Source organism: Psychromonas ossibalaenae ATCC BAA-1528 (assembly GCF_000381745.1).
Lineage (GTDB): Bacteria > Pseudomonadota > Gammaproteobacteria > Enterobacterales > Psychromonadaceae > Psychromonas > Psychromonas ossibalaenae.
This window is the reverse complement of sequence record NZ_KB906968.1, coordinates 167,967-187,680: the sequence shown is the minus strand read 5'-3', so window position 1 is coordinate 187,680 and position 19,714 is coordinate 167,967. Positions and strand designations below refer to the sequence as shown.

Below are 19,714 nucleotides of genomic sequence, written 5' to 3'. Positions count from 1 at the left end.
TGTGCGTGGAAATGTTTATTTAATGGAAATTATCGAACCAAAGTTAAAACACTGATACCAGAGGTTATTGTGCTCAAATCCGGCTTCTTTTAAACGCTCACAATGCTGTTCAACGGTATCGGCGATCAGTACGTTTTCCAGTGATGAACGCTTCTGACTGATCTCTAGTTCGCTGTAACCATGGCTGCGTTTAAAGTCTAAATGCAGATCGATTAACAGCTGGTGGCTGACCGGATCTTCAAAAACAAATTTTTCCGACAGTACTAATACGCCGCCTGGTAATAACCCTTTATAAATATTAGTTAACAGGTTTAAACGTTTTTCCGGCGTTAAAAACTGCAGGGTAAAATTCAAAACAACCACAGATGCATTTTCAATTTTAATATTACAGATATCGTCACATAACACGCTGACCGGCGTATCTGACTTATAAGCGTGAATATATTGTCCGCAGCGTTCGACCATTGCCTCGGAGTTATCTACGGCAATAATACGGCAGCCGCTTTTATTATTAAGACCGCGGCGCATGGATAACGTCGCGGCACCTAAAGAACAGCCAAGATCGTAAAGGTTACTGTTTTCAACTGCGCAGCGTTCAGTGATCATACCTATGGTATGAATAATCTTTTCATAACCCGGCACAGAGCGTTTGATCATATCAGGAAAGACCTGCACAACCTGCTCATCAAAGGTAAATCCGCCCACCTGTTCAAGTGGTTTGCTGTAAATATTGTCTGTTTTACTCATTTGAGCTGCCTGTCTGTATTTAATAATACCAATTCCATTAAATTAGATGATCTATTTAGGCGTAGGAAAAATGGATGAAAGCAAGGCGTTGATTGCAGTAACTAGTTATTCTAATTACAAAATTAACAACGAAGCTAGCATCCATTTTAATCAGCATAAATGAATAGAAAGTTATTGGATTTGGTATAATTACATCTGCGATAAATTTTGAGGGCGTATTTTACTTAAATTAAGCAAGATGATCAGCATTTTATTTAAAGGACTTAGTTACTTTCAAAATTGCGTCTCTTTCAACATGAAAATAAGCACTATTCTGGCCTGCTTAACACCCCTGCAACTGGTATTTTACAAGTGCTTGGGGTTATAATGCGCGCAATTATTTTGTAACGTATTTAAAACAGGAAACGATAATGCGCACTATGTATTGTGGTGAAGTGACTGAAGCAAACATTGGTCAAGAAATTGAACTAGTAGGTTGGATTAATAAACAGCGTGATTTAGGCGGTGTAACTTTCTTAGATATGCGAGATCGCGAAGGTATCGTGCAGGTCTTCTTTGATGGTGATACACCAGAAGCAACTGCCGTTGCCGCATCAGTACGTAACGAATTCTGTGTAAAAATTAAAGGTGAAGTTCGACCACGCCCAGAAGGTCAAACCAATAAAGATATGACCACAGGCGGCATCGAAATTCGTGGTTTAGAGATGGAAATCTTAAACCGCTCTGAGCCGCTGCCGCTGGACAGTAACCAGAAAAACTCTGAAGAGCAGCGTTTACGCTACCGTTACTTAGACTTACGTCGTCCTGAAATGGCTGAGCGTATGGTTTTCCGTTCTAAAGTAAGCAGCTTTGTACGCCGTTTCTTAGATGATGAAGGTTTCTTAGATGTTGAAACGCCGATCTTAACTAAAGCAACACCGGAAGGTGCGCGTGATTACTTAGTACCAAGCCGTACGCATAAAGGTCAGTTCTTTGCACTGCCGCAGTCACCACAGCTGTTTAAACAGTTATTAATGATGTCTGGTATGGATAAATACTACCAGATCGTTAAATGTTTCCGTGATGAAGATTTACGTGCTGACCGTCAGCCTGAATTTACTCAAATCGATATCGAAACATCGTTCATGACCGGTGAACAGGTGATGGATAAAACGGAAGAGATGATTGTTAAGCTTTTCCAAAAAATGCTGAATGTTGATTTAGGCACTTTCCCTAAAATGACTTACGCAGATGCGATGCGCCGTTTTGGTAGTGATAAACCGGATCTGCGTATTGATTTTGAACTGGTTGATATTGCTGATTTAGTAAAAGAAGTAGAATTCAAAGTATTCTCAGATCCTGCTAACGATGCAGACAGCCGTGTTGCTGCTATCTGTGTACCGGGCGGTGCTAAACTTTCTCGTAAAAATATCGATGAGTACGGCAAATATGTGACTATCTACGGTGCTAAAGGTCTAGCATGGATGAAAGTTAATGAAGCAGCTAAAGGCCTTGAAGGCGTGCAGTCACCAATCGCTAAGTTCTTAAACGAAGAGATTGTTACTGAGCTTCTAAGCCGTACAAACGCACAAGACGGCGATATCATTCTGTTTGGTGCTGATAAAGCGAATATTGTTGCGGAAGCAATCGGTGCATTACGTCTTAAAGTATCTGAAGACTTAGGGCTAATTAAAGACGAGTGGAAACCACTTTGGGTAATAGACTTCCCAATGTTTGAACCATTAGAAGACGGTGCGTTAACACCGTTACATCACCCGTTTACTGCTCCAATCAACCTGACTGCTGCAGAGCTGGAAGCTAACCCTGTCGGCGCTATCTCTAATGCTTACGATATGGTATTAAACGGTTGTGAACTTGGCGGCGGTAGTGTGCGTATCCATAAGCAGGATATGCAGGCTGCGATTTTCCGTATCTTAAATATCAGTGATGAAGAAGCACAGGATAAATTTGGTTTCTTACTTGAAGCGCTGCAGTTTGGTGCTCCACCACATGCAGGTCTAGCGTTTGGTTTAGACCGCCTTGTGATGTTAATGACAGGTACTAGCTCAATTCGTGAAGTGATTGCTTTCCCGAAAACCGCTTCTGCTGCTTGCCCTCTAACAAACGCTCCAGGTTTTGCTAATCCGGCGGCACTTGCCGAGCTGAATGTGGCAGTGATTGCAGAAAAGAAAACAGAACAAGAATAATACCAATTCCATTAATTAGATAATCTGTTTAGGCGTAGAAAAAATGGATGAAAGCAAGGCGTTGATTGCAGTAACTAGTTACTCTAATTACAAAATCAAGAACGAAGCTAGCGTCCATTTTAACAAGCATAAATGAATAGAAAATTAGTGGATTTGGTATAATAGTTTAGAATATTTCTAAACTGTTAAGGAAAGGGGAGTTAGCATTAGCTATCTCCCCTTTTTTTTATTTATAATTACCTCATTAAGGTCTTAAATATTAAGAGGAAATAGAGATGGCAGGTCACAGTAAATTTGCAAATATCAAACACCGTAAAGCGGCACAGGATTCTAAACGCGCCAAAGTATTCACCAAGTTTATTCGAGAATTAACCGTAGCTGCCCGTGAAGGCGGTTCTGATCCCGATGCTAATCCGCGCTTACGTGCGGCTATTGATAAATCTCTGTCTAATAATATGACCCGCGATACGATTGAGCGTGCTGTTAAGCGCGGTGCCGGTGAATTAGATGATGTGGTGCTTGAGACTATTATCTATGAAGGTTACGGCCCCGGCGGCACAGCGGTATTAGTTGAAACTATGACTGATAATAAAAACCGTACCGTTGCTAGTGTGCGCCATGCCTTTTCCCGTGGTAATGGTAATTTAGGTACTGACGGCAGTGTTTCTTATCTGTTTGATAAAAAAGGTGTTATTTCTTATGCGCCGGGCGTGGATGAAGATGCATTGATGGATCCGGCTTTAGAGGCGGGGGCTGATGATGTAGTCAGTAATGAAGACGGTTCGATTGATGTATTTACTGCACCTAATGACTTCGGCGCTGTAAAAGATGCATTGGATGCGGCCGGTTTTGCAGCTGACCATGCTGAAGTTACTATGGTGCCTTCAACCAAAGCTGAGTTAGATGCTAAAACAGCGCCGCAGCTGCTGCGTTTAATCGATGCCTTAGAAGACGATGATGACGTGCAGGAGGTTTATCATAACGGTGACATTTCCGATGAAGTAGCTGCCGGTTTATAAGTAGATAAGGGGCTGTTTTGATAGTCCCTTTTTCGAATATCTGTATGTAAGTTCCCATCTGGTTTTTACATCTGCTTCATTTTTAAATGAACTTGCCCACAGGATCTTCATTCAGAGCCTTTTATGTCTAAACTTAATTAAAAGTTGTGATGCACAGAAGAGTATCTTCTATTGAGCAGAGTTAACCTGATAACAATATTCAGAGATCTTCATCTTTAAAAAAGAGCGCTCTACGATCTTCCTGACTGGTGCTGATAGACGTATAAACTGGAGTTTTAATTTGTGATAATTGAAAAGAACATCTCAGAAATCCGTGTCGGTATGTATCTAGTGGATATCACTTTACCTAAGGGAAAGTTTAAACTGACTGAAGCGGGTTTGATTGAAAATGAAACGATTATTGACAGGTTTAAAAATAAAGGTATCGAACGTGTATTGATTGATATGGATAAAAGCATCAATATGCCTAAAGCTAGAAAAGCCTCGGCGGCTGGAAAGCCACAGGATAAATTTTTTCAGGAGGAGATTGTTAAAGCTCGGCAAATATTTAACCAGTCCAAAAATATTCAGAAAAAACTGTTTCATGATGCTGAAAACGGCTGCCCGCTGGATTTAAAATCGGTCAGCAGGGTCACCGACGAGTCCATTGAGCTTATTTTTAACAATCCTGACGCACTTGCGTACGTGCTTAATATCCGTAACAAAGACGAGTACCTTCTGGAACATTCCGTCGCGGTATCTGTGTTGATCAGCATTTTTGCTTTTCATCTTAAAATGGACAAAGAGGTGGTGCGAAAGTTAGCGGTAGGCGGATTTCTGCATGATGTGGGTAAAATAAAAGTACCCGAAGCGATACTAAATAAACCGGGAAAGCTCACAGATCCTGAATTTGAAATCATGAAGTCACATGCCTCCCATTCTATTGAGATAATTAGTAAAACTGCTGATATCAGCGCCTTAAGTTTAGAAGTAGCTGCTCAGCATCATGAGAAACTCAATGGAGAAGGTTACCCTAACGGCCTCAAAGAAAACAAGATATCAATCTACGGCAGAATGATTGCTGTTTGTGATATTTTCGATGCATTAACCTCCAATCGCTGCTATAAACAAGGTTATGCTCAGGTTAAAGCTTTCAGTATTCTGCGTAGTCTGGCGAAAAACAAGCATTTGGATTCAGAGCTAGTAGATCAGTTTATACATTGTATGGGCGTTTATCCGGTTGGTGCACTGGTACAGCTTGACTCTAATAAGCTGGCCATTGTTGAAAGCCATAATCGTCAGGATCCTATTCGGCCTAATGTGAGACCATTTTATAGTCTTGGGCCGAAAAATTTTGAATTCGGGCACCATATAGATTTATCAGAAATGCTCGAAGAACAGATTGTAAAGTGCGTGCGGGCGGATGATTTCGATTTGAATATGGAGCAGATTATGGAGTTCTTAGCCCACGAAGGTTAACGGGAAGCTTAACTCGAGTACTTTAAGCTTCTCAATGCTATAACTTATTAACTTATTTTTTTAAACTCACCGCTGTTGTTACTCATGGCAAACAGCTCTGCACTGTTTAAATCGTAACACCAGCCGTGTAGTTTCAGTTTACCTGTCGTTACGCGTTCCTCTATGCATGGAAAGGTCATTAAATTAGTCAGAGACTGTACTATGCCTTTTTGTTCACAGACATGGTAACGCTGTTCTTTATCACAGCAGTTTTCATCTTCTAATATCTCATTACGGACATGTTCCAGCTGCTTCATCCATTTAGAAATAAATGTGTCCGGTTTTGAAGTCGGTTCGCTATCCATTAAAGCCTTAATACCGCCGCATTGTGTATGTCCGAGCACAATAATGCTTTCCACCTGCAGGCCGTTAACAGCAAACTCAAGTGCAGCACTGGTACCGTGAAAACTGTCGCAGCTTTCACGAGGGGGAACTAAGTTAGCTACATTACGGATAACAAACAGATCACCCGGTTCGCAGTCTAAAATAATGGCCGGATCTACTCGGGAGTCAGAGCAGCAGACTATTGCTATTTTAGGAAACTGTCCCTGCTCTGCCAGCTTCAGAAGCTGTTCTTTATTCTGCTGGTAATATCCTTCACGAAAACGCTGATAACCCGCTATTAACTTGTCTGTTGCCGCCATAATGTTATTCCTCTATTAATCGATGCCGTCGATAGTATCGATAAGTGTAGAGCATACTAATGGATTAATTGCATAAATAAAAATTAATATATATTATCAAGGTCATAAGTATTAGTTTATGGTTGGTTGTTATGCGTGCCACATTACATCAGTTAAAAGTTTTCCGCCAGGTTGCTTTGGCAATGAATTATACCAAAGCAGGTCAGGAGTTAGGCCTGACTCAGCCGGCTGTCAGTATTCAGCTTAAACAGCTAGAGAGTAATCTGGATCTGCCGTTATTTGAAAAAATAGGTAAAAAGCTGTATTTAACACCAGCCGGGCTGGAGTTAAATAATTTTTGTGATGAGCTGTTTGCACGTTTCGACAGTATGGATATGACGTTAAGTGCATTGAAAGGTAATCTGGAAGGGGACTTTCACCTGGCCGCCGTCAGCAGTGCCAAATACTTTTCGCCGCATCTGTTAGGTGCTTTTCACAAACGTTATCCGAAAGTTAACCTGCATCTGGATATTGTTAACCGAGAACAGATGATTCAGCGCCTGCAGGAGAATAAAGACGATCTAGTTATTATGGGCATGATTCCTGAGTCCATGGCATTAAAACGTCATCCCTTTGTGGATAATCCAATTGTTATTGTCGCCAGCCCGAATCACCCGTTAGCCGAAAGGAAAAATATTAAGCTCAAAGAGCTGGCTGAGCATGCTTTTATTTTTCGGGAAAAGGGCTCTGGGACCCGCAAGGCACTGGAAGATTTTCTGCAGGCGCATCAGTTAAGCATACAGCCGAATATGATCCTCGGGAGCAGTGAAACCATCAAACAGGCGGTGATGGCTGATTTAGGGATCTCTGCACTTTCTCGGCATAGTCTCACTCTTGAACTAGCAACTAACTGCCTGGTTGAGCTAAATGTTGAAGATTTTCCGCTGGTTAGAAGCTGGTATCTGGTACATCATGAAAGCAAACACCTGTCACCTATTGCCCAGGCATTTATTAATTTTGCTTTATCCCCGCAGGAAAATGTTGCTGCTATCTGTAACCGTTTTTTAGAAAGACATTTCATCGAAAAAGATAACAGCTGAACATCTAAATTACGGGTGATTTTTCACCCAAATCAACAAATAAAAGGGTGGATTCCCACCCATTTCTAATTCCTTTTAATGATAGTTAGGTTAATAAGATGTAACCATAACTGCGCTGTCAAAGCGTTTGTTTACATCCTGTTAACATTGGCCTGCCGATTGCTCTATAGCTGATAACCAGATCAATAAACCAGGCACCATAACTGCAGTACAAGGAGTACAAAATGTTAAAACCTCTAGTAATTCTATCTATCAGTACAGCCGCCGCACTTTTCAGTTTCAATGCTAATGCTAACTGTGATCTAGGTGAAATAGTCATTAAATTCAGTCATGTAACTAATACCGACAAACACCCGAAAGGGATTGCTGCTTCGTTATTAGAGCAGCGTGTTAACAGTGAGATGAATGGTAAAGCATGCATGCAGGTTTTTCCTAATTCAACACTTTATGATGATAACAAAGTACTAGAGGCGCTGTTGAACGGGGATGTGCAGATGGCGGCGCCTTCATTATCTAAGTTTGAAAAAATAACCAAAAAATATCGAATTTTCGATTTGCCTTTCCTGTTTGCAGATGTTGATGCTGTAGACCGCTTTCAAAATTCAGCTTCTGGAGAGAAGCTGAAAAATGCAATGACACGACGCGGATTAAAAGGACTGGATTTCTGGCACAACGGCATGAAACAAATGTCGGCCAACAAACCGCTTCTGCTGCCGGGTGATGCGAAAGGGCTGAAGTTTAGAGTACAGGCTTCAGATGTATTAGTAGCGCAGTTTGAACAGCTTGGTGCTAATCCGCAGAAAATGTCTTTTAAAGAGGTTTACGGCGGTCTGCAGACTAAGGTTATCGATGGTCAGGAAAATACCTGGTCGAACACCTACGGTAAAAAATTCTTCGAAGTACAGGATGGTGTAACGGAAACTAATCACGGTATTTTAGATTATCTGGTAGTGACTTCAAATTCCTGGTGGAAAGATCTGCCAAGTGATGTGCGTGAGCAGTTAGGTACCATCATTGCTGAAGTATCAACGTTGAGAAATGCGGAATCGAGTAAAGTAAACGAAGAGAGCAAGCAGAATATTATTGCGTCCGGCGGCCAGGTGCGCACCTTAAGCTCTGAGCAGCGTCAGGCATGGGTGAATGCACTTAAACCCGTGTGGAGTCAGTTTGAGAAGGATATCGGCAGTGATCTGATTGAAGCCGCTATTGCTTCAAACCAGTAACTTTATGCATCTAATCTGCCTGAAAATAAGTTGTATTTGTTTTTCTGCAGATTAGGGCACAGTCAATAAACCTGAAATGTCAGCATAAATACTTTCGGAGAGCAGCATGAAAAATGGATTTTTTACCCGCTTAGGGGAATTTACAGATTATATAGAAGAAACGTTAATTGCCCTGTTTTTAGGCCTGATGACCCTGCTGACCTTTGCTAATGTTGTTTTCCGCTATGTATTTAACGGTAATATTTTATGGGCATTAGAGCTGACTGTTTTTATGTTTGCCTGGATGGTGCTGGTTGGCGCCTCCTACGGTGTGAAAAAGCATTTCCATATTGGTGTGGACGTGGTGATTAATCTGCTTCCTGAGCCGCTGCGTAAAGGTTGTGCGTTAACTGCGGTTTTCTGCTGCTTAAGTTTTTCCGTGCTGCTGTTAATCGGTTCATGGAATTACTGGTTTCCTTTTGTCACCGAGCGCGCCTGGTACGAAACCGATGACATTCCTATGCCGGACATATTACAGTTTCTCAGCGTCTGGTTAAACGAAGGTGAGTCCTATGAAAAACTGCCGCGTTTTATTCCTTATTTTGCATTGCCGCTGGGTATGGCAATGCTGACTTTCCGGTTTTTACAAATTTTCATGCAGGTTCTTACCGGCAAAGTAGACCGTATGATTGCCGGTCATGAAGTTGAAGAAGATTTACAAACACTGCATCAGCCAGAGAAGGGGGAGTAATCATGGCGATGTTATACCTGTTTCTAATGGTTATTATTTTTATGCTGATCGGTGTGCCGATTGCTGTATCGCTTGGCCTTTCCAGCATTGTGTTTTTATTAATACATTCAGATGCTTCTTTAGCATCTGTCGCACAGACGTTATTTAATGCCTTTGCCGGCCATTACACATTATTAGCGATTCCTTTTTTTATCCTGGCTTCTAGTTTTATGGCGACCGGCGGCGTTGCACAGCGTATTATTCGCTTTGCAATCGCTCTGGTCGGGTCACTGCGCGGCGGTTTAGCAATGGCCTCAGTAGTGGCCTGTATGATGTTTGCCGCGCTTTCCGGATCATCTCCTGCAACTGTGGTTGCGATCGGCGGTCTGGTTATTGCCGGCATGGTAAAAAACGGTTATAGCAAAGAGTTTGCTGCCGGGGTTATCTGTAATGCGGGCACTTTAGGTATTTTGATCCCGCCCTCAATTGTGATGGTGGTATATGCGGCTGCTACGGATGTTTCCGTCGGACGTATGTTTTTAGGCGGCGTTATTCCGGGATTATTAGCAGGTTTACTGCTGATGATTGCTATCTATATTTTTGCGCGTATTAAAAATATTCCTACTCAGCCTTTTGTCGGCTGGAAAGAAGTTTTTGCATCTGCTAAAGATGCCGGCTGGGGGCTGCTGCTGATTGTGATTATTCTCGGCGGTATCTACGGCGGCATTTTTACTCCCACTGAGGCGGCTGCTGTGGCTGCTGTGTATGCCTTTTTCATCTCTAATTTTATCTATCGTGATATGGGACCTCTGGCGGAGAAAGAGCCGGAAGAGAAAAAAGCACGTTCTTACTGGGTTAAAGCCAGTCATGTATTCTGCCATGAAGATACGCGTAAAACCCTGCTTGAGGCCGGTAAACTAACCATTATGCTCCTGTTTATTGTTGCTAATGCGTTGATCTTGAAGCATGTTTTAACAGAAGAACGTATTCCGCAAATGATTACCGAATCAATGCTTTCAGCGGGACTCGGGCCCATTACATTTTTAATTGTGGTTAACGTACTGCTGCTGATCGGCGGGCAGTTTATGGAGCCGTCGGGCCTTCTTATTATTGTCGCACCGCTGGTATTTCCGATTGCTATTGCCCTGGGTATTGATCCGATCCATCTTGGTATCATGATGGTGGTGAATATGGAGATAGGTATGATAACCCCTCCGGTGGGATTGAATTTGTTTGTCACCGCCGGGGTCGCCAGAATGTCCATGATGGGCGTGGTAAAAGCCGCTATGCCGCTGGTTGGGGTAATGTTCTTGTTTCTAATTATCGTGACCTACGTACCGTGGGTTTCAACCTGGCTGCCGACACTGCTGATGGGGCCGGAAATTATTACTAAATAAATGTGTATAAGGGCGGGTAAAAGATTGGACACTCACTTTGTTTAATTTAGAAATACATTATCTGAATTATTATTTGTTTGTAGGCTTACGCTTGTTACGCCTAGTTTAGCTTTCAATGTTGGTCTTCCGCCCTGACGGCGAGTTACTTTTTCTCAACAGCAAGAAAAAGTAACCAAAAAGTGCCGTTCCGAAACGTTTTTTATTCTTGTCTGCTCAACAACTTTTTAACGCACCGGCTTGGACAGCACATCCATGTGCTGAACCAAGCCTAATGAAATCATCCATGATTTCCTTTGCTAAAGTTATTTCTCAACCAAGAAAAACGTAAACGGAAAGTAAGACGCTAGCCGAAATAGTTTCTTTTTTAGTGTAAGCAGGGAATCTAAAATACCACGCGCCTTTTTAGGATTTATTCCCCTTTATAATTGTTTTTTTCTAAGCCGTGTTTCTGCATTTTGTCATACAGGGTTTTGCGTGCCAGATTAAGCCGGGCCATGCTGTCTTTGATGCTGCCGCCGGTATCCGAGAGGGCCTGCTCTATTAAGGTTTTTTCAAAGGCTTCAACCTGCGCGGATAAACTTAATGCCGTTTCAACGGCACTGCTGTCGTTGTTTAATCCGCTTAATGACCCGAGCAGCACAAAGCGTTCAGCTGCATTTCTTAATTCCCGAACATTACCCGGCCAGTCATGGGTAAGCAGCACCTGCAGATCATTATTAGGCAGTGCCGGAGCTGCTTTGCCGTAACGGGCGGCGGCAACTAATAAGAAATGATGGAACAGAGCGGGAATATCTTCTTTCCGCTGTCTTAATGTCGGTAAGTTTAGGGTTACTACATTTAAGCGGTAGTATAAATCCTGTCTGAAATCAGTGGATTCTTTTAAATCAATTTTAGTGGCTGCTATAATTCGAATATCTAATTTAATTGATTTGTTAGAGCCGATCCGTTCCAGACTTCTTTCCTGTAAAACTCTTAACAGGCGAACCTGTGCCGGCATCGGCATCGATTCTATTTCATCAAGAAACAGGGTGCCGCCCTGCGCATACTCAAACTTACCGATACGCTCTTTATCCGCTCCGGTAAATGCGCCTTTTTGATGGCCGTAGAGCTCACTTTCAATCAGATGTTCAGGTACTGCACCGCAGTTCACCGCTACAAAATTATTGCTGCTGCGTCGACTCTGTTCATGCAGGGAACGCGCTACTAGTTCTTTGCCTGTGCCGGTCTCGCCAAATAACAGGATATCGGCTTGGGTATCAGCAACTTGCGCTACCATCTGACGTAATAATACAACGCTGTCAGTGGTACCAATAATTCTCGGTCCGAGTGTCTCTTTAGCCTGCAGCGCTTTTTTCAGACAGTGGTTTTCTAGGGTAAGCAGACGTTTTTCGATCGCTTTACGGGTGGTTTCAACTAAACGGTCCGCTGAAAATGGTTTTTCGATAAAGTCATAAGCGCCGTCATGAATCGCCTGCACCGCCATGGAAATATCACCATGTCCGGTTATCAGAATAACCGGCAGATCCGCATCCCGATGTCTTAGGGTGGTTAATAACTGCTGCCCTGATATTCCCGGCAGACGGATATCGGTGATCACCACCATCGGCATCGCTGTTTTCATTGCCAGTAGTGCAGACTCAGCATCTGCAAAAAATCGGGCTTGTATTTCAGCTAATTCAAAGGTCTGTTCATTAGCTGTTCTTAAATCCTGTTCGTCATCGATAAAAAATACCTGACTCATATTAACTCCCGATTGAGATGTTTTCATATTTTTCTAATGGCAGGTTTATGCAGAGTCTTGCACCAAGTTCTACGCTGTTCTCAGCCCAAATATCCCCCTGCATGTTTTTTATAATCTGCTGGGAAATCGACAAGCCTAAACCTAGTCCGGTTTCTTTAGTGGTAAAGAAAGGTTCGAATAATCGTTTTAAATCTGCATTAATAATACCCGGACCGCTGTCAAGCACCTCTACCTGAGCTTTGTGCTGATTAATCCATAATTTTATTTCTATCTCTTTTTGTTCCGACTCTTCCATCGCCTGAATTGCATTAGACAGGAGGTTGACCACTATCTGCTCTAACTGAATAGGCTCAGCTTTTACATGAATAAGATGCTCCGGCAGCTTGAGGTTTAATGTCACTCTGCTCGTTTTAAGCTGCGGTTTTACCAGTTCAAAAGCGGCTAATATTACCGGCTGCAGTGTGATAACAGAAAGCTCCCCATCGGATTTCCGGGCAAAGACCTTAAGCTGAGAGCTGATTTTAGCCATACGTTCGGTAAGGGCGGTGATCCGTTTTAAGTTTCCCGAGGCCTGCTCAATTTTATTGCGCTCAATAAAAACGGCCGCATTGTCGGCATAACTGCGGATAGCCGCCAGCGGATTATTCAATTCATGACTGATACTGGCAGAAAGTTGTCCTAATACTGCTAGTTTAGCCGCCTGTATCAATTCATTCTGTGTGGCTCGTAAAGCCCGTTCGGCTTTTTTTCTTTCTTCAACTTCCGCCTGCAGAGCCGAGGTACGCTGCATCACCTTAAATTCAAGTTCCTGTTTTGCTTTTGCCTGTAGCTGTTCTTTCTCGCGGGCTCTGCTTTGTCTTTGGCCGGCCAGTGTAAATACCAGATAAATCAGTATAAATACCAGGGAAAGCACCACAATAAGCAGCGCTATATCGATTACAATGGAAATAATCGGTGCCAGTACTCGCACCTGCAGTTCAATTTCGGGCAGATTTTTTGTTAATGATAAATAGCTGCCTCCCATCCCTTGTGTTGTATTTAAGCGGATTAATGCCGGGCTTTTATTCAGGTTTCCGGAGAAGGTCAGAGAGGTTATTTCTTTATCTGCATAACGGCGGCCGCTGCGGATCTGATCTTTTATCTGGGGACTAAGCGGTGTCAGGCTGCGGAATAACCAGGAGGTTTCACTGGATATAAAAACGATATTATTGGTGTCAGTGACGAGAAAATGCTGCTGTTTGCCGGACCAGTCTTTTTCGATGGCAGAAAGATCCATTTTTAAGACGACTACGCCGAGTACGTCGCCGCCATGACGAACCGGGTAGGCAAAATAATAGCCGCGTTTGCCGGAAGTAGTACCCAGCGCGAAATAGTGTCCCTGCTGTCCTGTCATTGCCTGTAAAAAGTAAGGCCTAAAAGCGAAATTTTTACCAACAAAAGAATCATTACGCTGCCAGTTGCTGGCGGCTATAGTGTTACCCTTTGTGTCTAGAAGGTAGGTATCGGAAGCATCTATGATTTGATTGATTGACGCTAAGTGAGAATTAACGATATTGGACTGTATGGAATTATCAGGAAGCTGCAGAGCGTCAACCATGATACTTTGCCGGGATAACAGCTGTGGAATATAAGCAAAACGTTCCAGCTGTGTTTCCAGGTGGCTGCTGAAACGTTCAAGCTGCTGCTGATTATAGGAAATTAAGTTCTGATAACTGAACTGCCATAACCAGGTCACAGAAAAAATGGCGGTCATCACGTACAGGACGATCAGAATAAGTGGAATACGCCGGTTTTGTTTCATGGTTACTCCCCCCTGTATTTGCCGTCTAGCTAGAATAACCAATAAGTGATTGTTTTTACTATTAGTGTATAACTCAACTGATAAGCATCGCACAAAAATAAAAAGTCAGTGCCAGCTGTTGTATTTTCTGTGATCCTGAGTTGTGCTTAGGGCAAGAGGCCCTTCTGACCGCGGGAAAATAGAGCTGATTTAAATTATGATTTCTTTGCGCTGCAAGGGCGCCTCGCGTACAGTGTGCTGGTGTTTTTACTTTGCTTTTCAACCTTGTTTTTATTGAGGTTACATGTGTTTTTTTAAGGTGTGTTTGTGAGTATTATTCTTGGTATTGATCCCGGCTCTCGTATTACCGGTTATGGTGTTATTCAGCAGAAAGGCAGTAAATGTATTTATATTGCCAGCGGCTGTATCCGCACTAAAGGGGACTCGCTGGCACCTAAGCTGGATATGATTTTTAAGGGGATCAGCGAAGTTATTAAACAGTATCAGCCCACTGAATTTGGGATTGAACAGGTGTTTATGGCTAAGAATCCTGATTCAGCCCTTAAACTCGGACAGGCGCGCGGCGCTGCAATTGTGGCCGCCACGCAGGCGGATCTGTATGTCTGTGAATATTCAGCGCGGCAGATAAAACAAGCGGTAACAGGTAGCGGCGGCGCGAGTAAAGAGCAGGTACAGCAGATGGTGATGCAGATTTTAAAACTGTCCGGCAGGCCGCAGGCTGATGCCGCCGATGGTTTGGCGGTGGCGATATGTCATGCCCACACCGCGCAGTCGCTGGTGGCTATGGCAGGCCAGGTAAAAAAAACGGTCCGTGGACGTCTACGTTAAGTTTTTCTTTTCTAGTAATTTGTTGTTCTTAAAAACTCAATTATTGAGTTAATGTTTCTATTTCCCTAAGAGGTTTTAATGAAAGATTTGTCCGAAACACACCTTGGTATTGTTTACGCCCTGGGGGCTTATTTGATGTGGGGCTTCGCGCCGATATATTTTAAGCATTTAGAATTTGTGCCTGTTTATGAAATATTAGCGCATCGTGTTATCTGGTCTGCGCTGGTGACTGCTGTCATTATTAGTTTTACGGGAACCTGGTCAAAAGTATTAAAGGTTTGTAAGTCTCCGATAAGTATGATGTTTTTAGGTGTTACCACATTACTGATCAGTACTAACTGGGTGGTTTTTATCTGGGCAGTTAATAACGGCCGTATGCTGGATGCAAGTTTAGGTTATTTTATTAATCCTCTGATAAATGTTGTATTAGGTATGATTTTTTTAAATGAATCCTTAAGCCGTATCAAATGGATTGCAGTGGCACTGGCGCTGATTGGCGTATTAATTCAAGTGGTGCAGTTAGGTGCATTACCCTGGATCTCATTAGTCTTGCCGTTTAGTTTTGCTTTTTATGCGTTACTGCGTAAAAAAGTTAAAATTGAAGCTCTGACCGGTTTGTTTATTGAAACCCTGTTAGTACTGCCTGTCGCACTGTATTTTATTGTTTATGCAGCAGGAACAAACACCGCAAATATGCTGACTAACAGCTGGTCATTAAACGGCTGGCTGATGTTTGCCGGTATTGTTACTGCGCTGCCGCTGATCTTTTTCGGTCAGGCGGCTTTACGTTTGAAATTATCAACATTAGGTTTTTTCCAGTATATGGCGCCTTCATTATTATTTATGTTTGCAGTGGTTTTTTACGGTGAAGAATTGAGTTTAGTTAAGACGGTTACCTTTTTGTTTATCTGGTCGGGTGTGGCTTTATTTGCTTTTGAGAAACAAATCATCCGTATGTCAAAATAACACTGGATATTAACTCAGTTGTTTTTTATGCTTAAGACATTAAATAATTACTTAGGATAATAAGATGATTGGAAGACTGCGCGGGATCCTGTTAGAAAAACAACCTCCGGAAGTATTATTAGACGTTTCCGGCGTTGGTTATGAAATTCAGCTGCCGATGAGCTCGTTTTATCCGCTGCCAGAAATTGGTCAGGAAGCGATTATTTATACCCATTTTGTTGTCCGTGAAGATGCGCAGCTTTTATATGGTTTTGCTGATAAACACGAACGCGCTATGTTTCGCGAATTAATCAAAGTTAACGGTGTCGGGCCTAAGCTGGCACTTGCTATCTTGTCCGGTATGTCGGCAAATCAGTTTGTGCAGTGTATTCATAATGATGCCGTAAGCAGCTTAGTGAAACTGCCGGGTGTGGGTAAAAAGACTGCTGAGCGTTTAGTGGTGGAAATGAAAGATCGTCTGAAGAACTGGACCGGTGCTGATTTATTAACACCTGAGTCGGATAAAATGGCTTTTGAAAACGGTTTAGAAAATACTTTTGTCAGCGGTAATGCTAAAGATGAAGCGATTAGTGCGCTGGTGGCGTTAGGTTATAAACCTGCGATGGCGGAAAAAGTGATTAAACAGGTTTATCAGGACGGTATGGATTGTGAAGCGCTGATCCGCAGTTCACTTAAAAGCATGGTATAAAAAATGATTGAAGAAGACCGCCTGATTTCCGGCACTGAAAAAATTGATGATACCTTTGTCGATCGGGCTATTCGTCCGAAGCTGCTGGCTGATTATGAAGGTCAGCCGCAGGTTAATGCGCAGATGGAAATCTTCATTGAAGCCGCACGTCAACGCAGCGAAGCACTGGATCACCTGCTGATTTTTGGTCCTCCCGGACTGGGTAAAACCACGTTGTCGCATATTGTTGCTAACGAGCTTGATGTAAATATCAAAACTACTTCCGGACCTATTTTAGAAAAAGCAGGCGATTTAGCAGCACTGCTGACCAATCTCGAAGAAAACGATGTTCTGTTTATCGATGAAATACACAGATTAAGCCCGATCGTTGAAGAGATACTCTATCCGGCAATGGAAGACTATCAGCTGGATATAATGATTGGTGAAGGTCCTGCTGCACGTTCGATTAAACTTGATTTGCCGCCTTTTACTTTAATCGGCGCAACGACACGTGCCGGTTCATTAACCTCGCCGCTGCGCGATCGTTTTGGTATTGTGCAGCGCCTTGAATATTATGATTTGAAATCATTAACTAAAATTGTCCTGCGCAGCTCTAAACATCTTGAACTGAATATGGATGAGTCAGGTGCTGTGGAAGTTGCTAAACGTTCCCGCGGTACGCCGCGTATTGCTAACCGTTTATTACGCCGGGTGCGTGATTACGCACAGGTTAAAAAAGCGCCCGTGATCAATGATGATATCGCTAAACAGGCGCTAGATATGCTGGAAGTGGATAATCAGGGCTTTGATTATATGGATCGAAAACTGCTGATGGCTATTTTAGATACCTTTCAAGGCGGTCCTGTAGGTTTAGATAATTTAGCCGCCGCAATCGGTGAAGAGAAAGAGACCATTGAAGATGTATTAGAGCCATATCTGATTCAGCAGGGATTTTTACAGCGTACTCCAAGAGGGCGTATTGCGACCAACCGCACTTACCTGCATTTTGGTTTTGATAAACCAGCCCAGTAGAAATAAGAAAAATAATGGAGCTTTACTTATATGTGTTTAAAGCTTCATCGCACAGTAGAAAATATTTTTATTAATACTTCTAATCTTAGTTGCCGCTGAATATTCTGTCTGCCGTTAATCACAGTACCTCACACTTAAATTTACTTCCTTGATAATTTTTACTCTTCCTCCTCTTCATTAGATTAAATTGATGCGGATTTTTACATTTTAAAACTTGATCTAAGTCAAATTCAGCAGTATAAAGAAGCCACTTTTAATTGTAACTTCTTGATGTTAAATGGCGGTTAAATAAGTAGTGATTTTTCATGTTAAATTAACAGGTTGTTAACAATTTAGCTCGAATTTTATTCAAATAGTAAAAGTGTTTAAAAAACTGTTACCGGAACAGGAAATTTTTTTTATTCCATTAATTCGTGAAATAAGCTTATTTTTCTCATAAAAGTTTCACGATTAAACATTTTTATTTTTCTAATTCCGTTCCTTTTAACGAGGAACATTTGTTTGTTGAGAGCAGTAAAACTGAAAAGGTTCAGCAGACAGACCCGTTATCGCAGCTGCGTTTACAAAATAACAAGAAAACGCTGTAACAGTTTTAAATATTTAATTTAGGAGAAAATAATGGATGACATAGTTGATTTATCGCGTTTTCAATTTGCAATGACTGCCATGTATCACTTTTTATTTGTGCCGTTGACCTTAGGTCTAGCATGGATACTGGTGATTATGGAATCATTGTATGTGATGACCAAAAAAGAAATTTACAAAGATATGACCAAATTCTGGGGAAAGTTATTTGGTATTAACTTTGCGCTGGGTGTTACCACCGGTTTGGCTATGGAGTTCCAGTTTGGTACAAACTGGGCGTATTACTCGCATTATGTGGGGGATGTCTTTGGAGCGCCGTTAGCGATTGAAGGCATGATGGCCTTTTTCTTAGAATCGACTTTTGTCGGTTTATTTTTCTTCGGTTGGGACAGGCTCAGCAAACTGCAGCATCTTGCCGCTACCTGGTTAGTTGCGCTTGGTTCAAGTATGTCGGCTTTATGGATTCTTATTGCAAATGCCTGGATGCAGAATCCGGTAGGGGCGGAATTTAACTATGAAACCATGCGTATGGAAATGACCAGCTTTGCGGATCTGGTATTTAATCCGGTTGCGCAGGTCAAGTTTGTGCATACCGTTGCATCGGGTTATGTAGCCGGCGCTATGTTTGTATTAGCAATCAGCTCATATTACCTGCTTAAAGGGCGAGATATAGGCTTTGCAAAACGTTCTTTTGCGATTGCTGCTGCATTTGGTACCGCAGGAATTATATGTACCATCATATTAGGTGATGAAAGCGGTTATGAAGTCGGTGATGTACAGAAAGTGAAGCTGGCTGCCATTGAATCTGAGTGGGAAACACATCCTGCACCAGCAGCCTTTACTATGATAGGTATTCCTAACCAAGAAGAAGAGCGTACCGATTATGCGATTAAAATTCCTTATGCATTAGGGCTTATCGCTACCCGCTCTCTTGATGAAGAAGTAACGGGTCTTAAAGACCTGATGGATGAACATGAAGTGCGTATTCGTAATGGTATGAAAGCTTATGCTCTGCTGCAGAAATTACGTGAAGGGGATGATACAGAGGAAAATATTGCGGCCTTTGAGGAGCTAAAAATTGATTTAGGTTACGGTCTGCTGCTTAAAAGATATGCACCTGATGTGGTTGATGCCAGTGAAGAACAGATCCAGATGGCTGTTGATGACAGTATTCCAGGAGTTGCACCTATGTTCTGGTCATTCCGGATAATGGTCGGCAGTGGTGTGGTAATGTTGTTCATTTTCCTGTTCGCATTTTATCAGTCAGCACGCAATACTATCGGTCAGAATAAATTGTTCCATAAAATCTGCCTGTACAGTCTACCGTTACCTTGGATTGCGATAGAAGCCGGCTGGTTTATTGCTGAATACGGTCGCCAGCCATGGGCAATAGCAGAAGTTCTGCCGACTTATATGGGCGCCTCATCAGTTACGGTTGATCAGCTCATGTTTAGTATTATCTCAATTGCAGCTTTTTATACTGTACTGCTGGTGATTGAAATATACCTGATGCAGCGTTTTGCACGCTTAGGTCCAAGTAGTTTAAAAACGGGTAAATATCACTTCGAACAATTAGAAAATAAAGAAGGATAG

Annotated in this window: 16 protein-coding genes; 12 read left to right on the top strand and 4 right to left on the bottom strand. The window is 42.4% G+C overall.

Features of this window, described 5'->3' with window-relative positions; all coding sequences use genetic code 11:
* Window positions 1-15 precede the first annotated feature (15 nt).
* Entirely contained in the window at window positions 16-747 is a 732-nt protein-coding gene (gene cmoA / locus G327_RS0101995; protein WP_019613087.1) for a carboxy-S-adenosyl-L-methionine synthase CmoA, read from the bottom strand.
* Between the two features lie 410 nt (window positions 748-1,157).
* On the opposite strand from cmoA, the gene aspS reads away from it, so the two are divergent.
* The 3 genes from aspS to G327_RS0101980 all read left to right on the top strand — a co-directional run bounded on the left by aspS (window position 1,158) and on the right by G327_RS0101980 (window position 5,410).
* On the top strand, window positions 1,158-2,933 hold the full coding sequence (gene aspS, locus G327_RS0101990; RefSeq protein ID WP_019613086.1) for an aspartate--tRNA ligase: 1,776 nt from the start codon (window positions 1,158-1,160) through the stop codon (window positions 2,931-2,933).
* Between the two features lie 275 nt (window positions 2,934-3,208).
* On the top strand, window positions 3,209-3,952 hold the full coding sequence (locus G327_RS0101985; protein WP_019613085.1) for a YebC/PmpR family DNA-binding transcriptional regulator: 744 nt from the start codon (window positions 3,209-3,211) through the stop codon (window positions 3,950-3,952).
* Between the two features lie 282 nt (window positions 3,953-4,234).
* Window positions 4,235-5,410, top strand: a complete 1,176-nt coding sequence (locus G327_RS0101980) for an HD-GYP domain-containing protein (protein ID WP_019613084.1) — start codon at window positions 4,235-4,237, stop codon at window positions 5,408-5,410.
* Between the two features lie 47 nt (window positions 5,411-5,457).
* On the opposite strand, the gene G327_RS0101975 is transcribed toward G327_RS0101980, so the two are convergent.
* The gene (locus tag G327_RS0101975; protein WP_019613083.1) at window positions 5,458-6,093 is read right to left on the bottom strand and encodes a carbonic anhydrase; all 636 of its coding nucleotides are present in this window, start codon (window positions 6,091-6,093) and stop codon (window positions 5,458-5,460) included.
* Window positions 6,094-6,224: 131 nt separating this feature from the next.
* Here G327_RS0101975 and G327_RS0101970 point away from each other — a divergent pair, with 131 nt between their 5' ends.
* From G327_RS0101970 to G327_RS0101955, 4 genes are all read left to right on the top strand, one after another.
* Entirely contained in the window at window positions 6,225-7,172 is a 948-nt protein-coding gene (locus G327_RS0101970) for a LysR family transcriptional regulator (protein WP_019613082.1), read from the top strand.
* Window positions 7,173-7,396: 224 nt separating this feature from the next.
* Window positions 7,397-8,395 (top strand): DctP family TRAP transporter solute-binding subunit, encoded by a 999-nt coding sequence (locus tag G327_RS0101965; RefSeq protein ID WP_019613081.1) that lies wholly within the window; start codon window positions 7,397-7,399, stop codon window positions 8,393-8,395.
* 106 nt (window positions 8,396-8,501) lie between these two features.
* Window positions 8,502-9,125 carry a TRAP transporter small permease gene (locus tag G327_RS0101960; RefSeq protein WP_019613080.1) on the top strand — a complete coding sequence of 208 codons (624 nt, stop codon included), beginning with the start codon at window positions 8,502-8,504 and terminating at the stop codon, window positions 9,123-9,125.
* 2 nt (window positions 9,126-9,127) lie between these two features.
* Complete coding sequence (locus G327_RS0101955) at window positions 9,128-10,501, top strand: TRAP transporter large permease (RefSeq protein ID WP_019613079.1); 1,374 nt, start codon at window positions 9,128-9,130, stop codon at window positions 10,499-10,501.
* A 409-nt stretch (window positions 10,502-10,910) separates the two neighbouring features.
* On the opposite strand, the gene G327_RS0101950 is transcribed toward G327_RS0101955, so the two are convergent.
* Window positions 10,911-12,242, bottom strand: a complete 1,332-nt coding sequence (locus G327_RS0101950) for a sigma-54-dependent transcriptional regulator (RefSeq protein WP_019613078.1) — start codon at window positions 12,240-12,242, stop codon at window positions 10,911-10,913.
* A gap of 1 nt (window position 12,243) precedes the next feature.
* Window positions 12,244-14,043 carry a sensor histidine kinase gene (locus tag G327_RS0101945; protein WP_019613077.1) on the bottom strand — a complete coding sequence of 600 codons (1,800 nt, stop codon included), beginning with the start codon at window positions 14,041-14,043 and terminating at the stop codon, window positions 12,244-12,246.
* Window positions 14,044-14,349: 306 nt separating this feature from the next.
* On the opposite strand from G327_RS0101945, the gene ruvC reads away from it, so the two are divergent.
* The 5 genes from ruvC to G327_RS0101915 all read left to right on the top strand — a co-directional run bounded on the left by ruvC (window position 14,350) and on the right by G327_RS0101915 (window position 19,714).
* On the top strand, window positions 14,350-14,871 hold the full coding sequence (gene ruvC, locus G327_RS0101940; protein WP_019613076.1) for a crossover junction endodeoxyribonuclease RuvC: 522 nt from the start codon (window positions 14,350-14,352) through the stop codon (window positions 14,869-14,871).
* A 78-nt stretch (window positions 14,872-14,949) separates the two neighbouring features.
* The gene (rarD, locus tag G327_RS0101935; protein ID WP_019613075.1) at window positions 14,950-15,837 is read left to right on the top strand and encodes an EamA family transporter RarD; all 888 of its coding nucleotides are present in this window, start codon (window positions 14,950-14,952) and stop codon (window positions 15,835-15,837) included.
* Between the two features lie 64 nt (window positions 15,838-15,901).
* Window positions 15,902-16,525, top strand: coding sequence for a Holliday junction branch migration protein RuvA (ruvA, locus tag G327_RS0101930; RefSeq protein ID WP_019613074.1), 624 nt, complete (start codon window positions 15,902-15,904; stop codon window positions 16,523-16,525).
* A 3-nt stretch (window positions 16,526-16,528) separates the two neighbouring features.
* Window positions 16,529-17,536, top strand: a complete 1,008-nt coding sequence (gene ruvB, locus G327_RS0101925) for a Holliday junction branch migration DNA helicase RuvB (protein WP_019613073.1) — start codon at window positions 16,529-16,531, stop codon at window positions 17,534-17,536.
* 618 nt (window positions 17,537-18,154) lie between these two features.
* The gene (locus tag G327_RS0101915) at window positions 18,155-19,714 is read left to right on the top strand and encodes a cytochrome ubiquinol oxidase subunit I (RefSeq protein ID WP_019613071.1); all 1,560 of its coding nucleotides are present in this window, start codon (window positions 18,155-18,157) and stop codon (window positions 19,712-19,714) included.

What these genes read in the sequence shown, in the direction of transcription:
- ruvB (WP_019613073.1), top strand. Translation starts at nt 16,529, where the DNA reads ATGATTGAAGAAGACCGCCTGATTTCCGGCACTGAAAAAATTGATGAT.
- G327_RS0101955 (WP_019613079.1), top strand. Translation starts at nt 9,128, where the DNA reads ATGGCGATGTTATACCTGTTTCTAATGGTTATTATTTTTATGCTGATC.
- aspS (WP_019613086.1), top strand. Translation starts at nt 1,158, where the DNA reads ATGCGCACTATGTATTGTGGTGAAGTGACTGAAGCAAACATTGGTCAA.
- G327_RS0101970 (WP_019613082.1), top strand. Translation starts at nt 6,225, where the DNA reads ATGCGTGCCACATTACATCAGTTAAAAGTTTTCCGCCAGGTTGCTTTG.
- ruvA (WP_019613074.1), top strand. Translation starts at nt 15,902, where the DNA reads ATGATTGGAAGACTGCGCGGGATCCTGTTAGAAAAACAACCTCCGGAA.
- G327_RS0101985 (WP_019613085.1), top strand. Translation starts at nt 3,209, where the DNA reads ATGGCAGGTCACAGTAAATTTGCAAATATCAAACACCGTAAAGCGGCA.
- G327_RS0101950 (WP_019613078.1), bottom strand. Translation starts at nt 12,242, where the DNA reads ATGAGTCAGGTATTTTTTATCGATGACGAACAGGATTTAAGAACAGCT.
- cmoA (WP_019613087.1), bottom strand. Translation starts at nt 747, where the DNA reads ATGAGTAAAACAGACAATATTTACAGCAAACCACTTGAACAGGTGGGC.
- G327_RS0101915 (WP_019613071.1), top strand. Translation starts at nt 18,155, where the DNA reads ATGGATGACATAGTTGATTTATCGCGTTTTCAATTTGCAATGACTGCC.
- rarD (WP_019613075.1), top strand. Translation starts at nt 14,950, where the DNA reads ATGAAAGATTTGTCCGAAACACACCTTGGTATTGTTTACGCCCTGGGG.
- G327_RS0101965 (WP_019613081.1), top strand. Translation starts at nt 7,397, where the DNA reads ATGTTAAAACCTCTAGTAATTCTATCTATCAGTACAGCCGCCGCACTT.
- G327_RS0101975 (WP_019613083.1), bottom strand. Translation starts at nt 6,093, where the DNA reads ATGGCGGCAACAGACAAGTTAATAGCGGGTTATCAGCGTTTTCGTGAA.
- G327_RS0101945 (WP_019613077.1), bottom strand. Translation starts at nt 14,043, where the DNA reads ATGAAACAAAACCGGCGTATTCCACTTATTCTGATCGTCCTGTACGTG.
- G327_RS0101960 (WP_019613080.1), top strand. Translation starts at nt 8,502, where the DNA reads ATGAAAAATGGATTTTTTACCCGCTTAGGGGAATTTACAGATTATATA.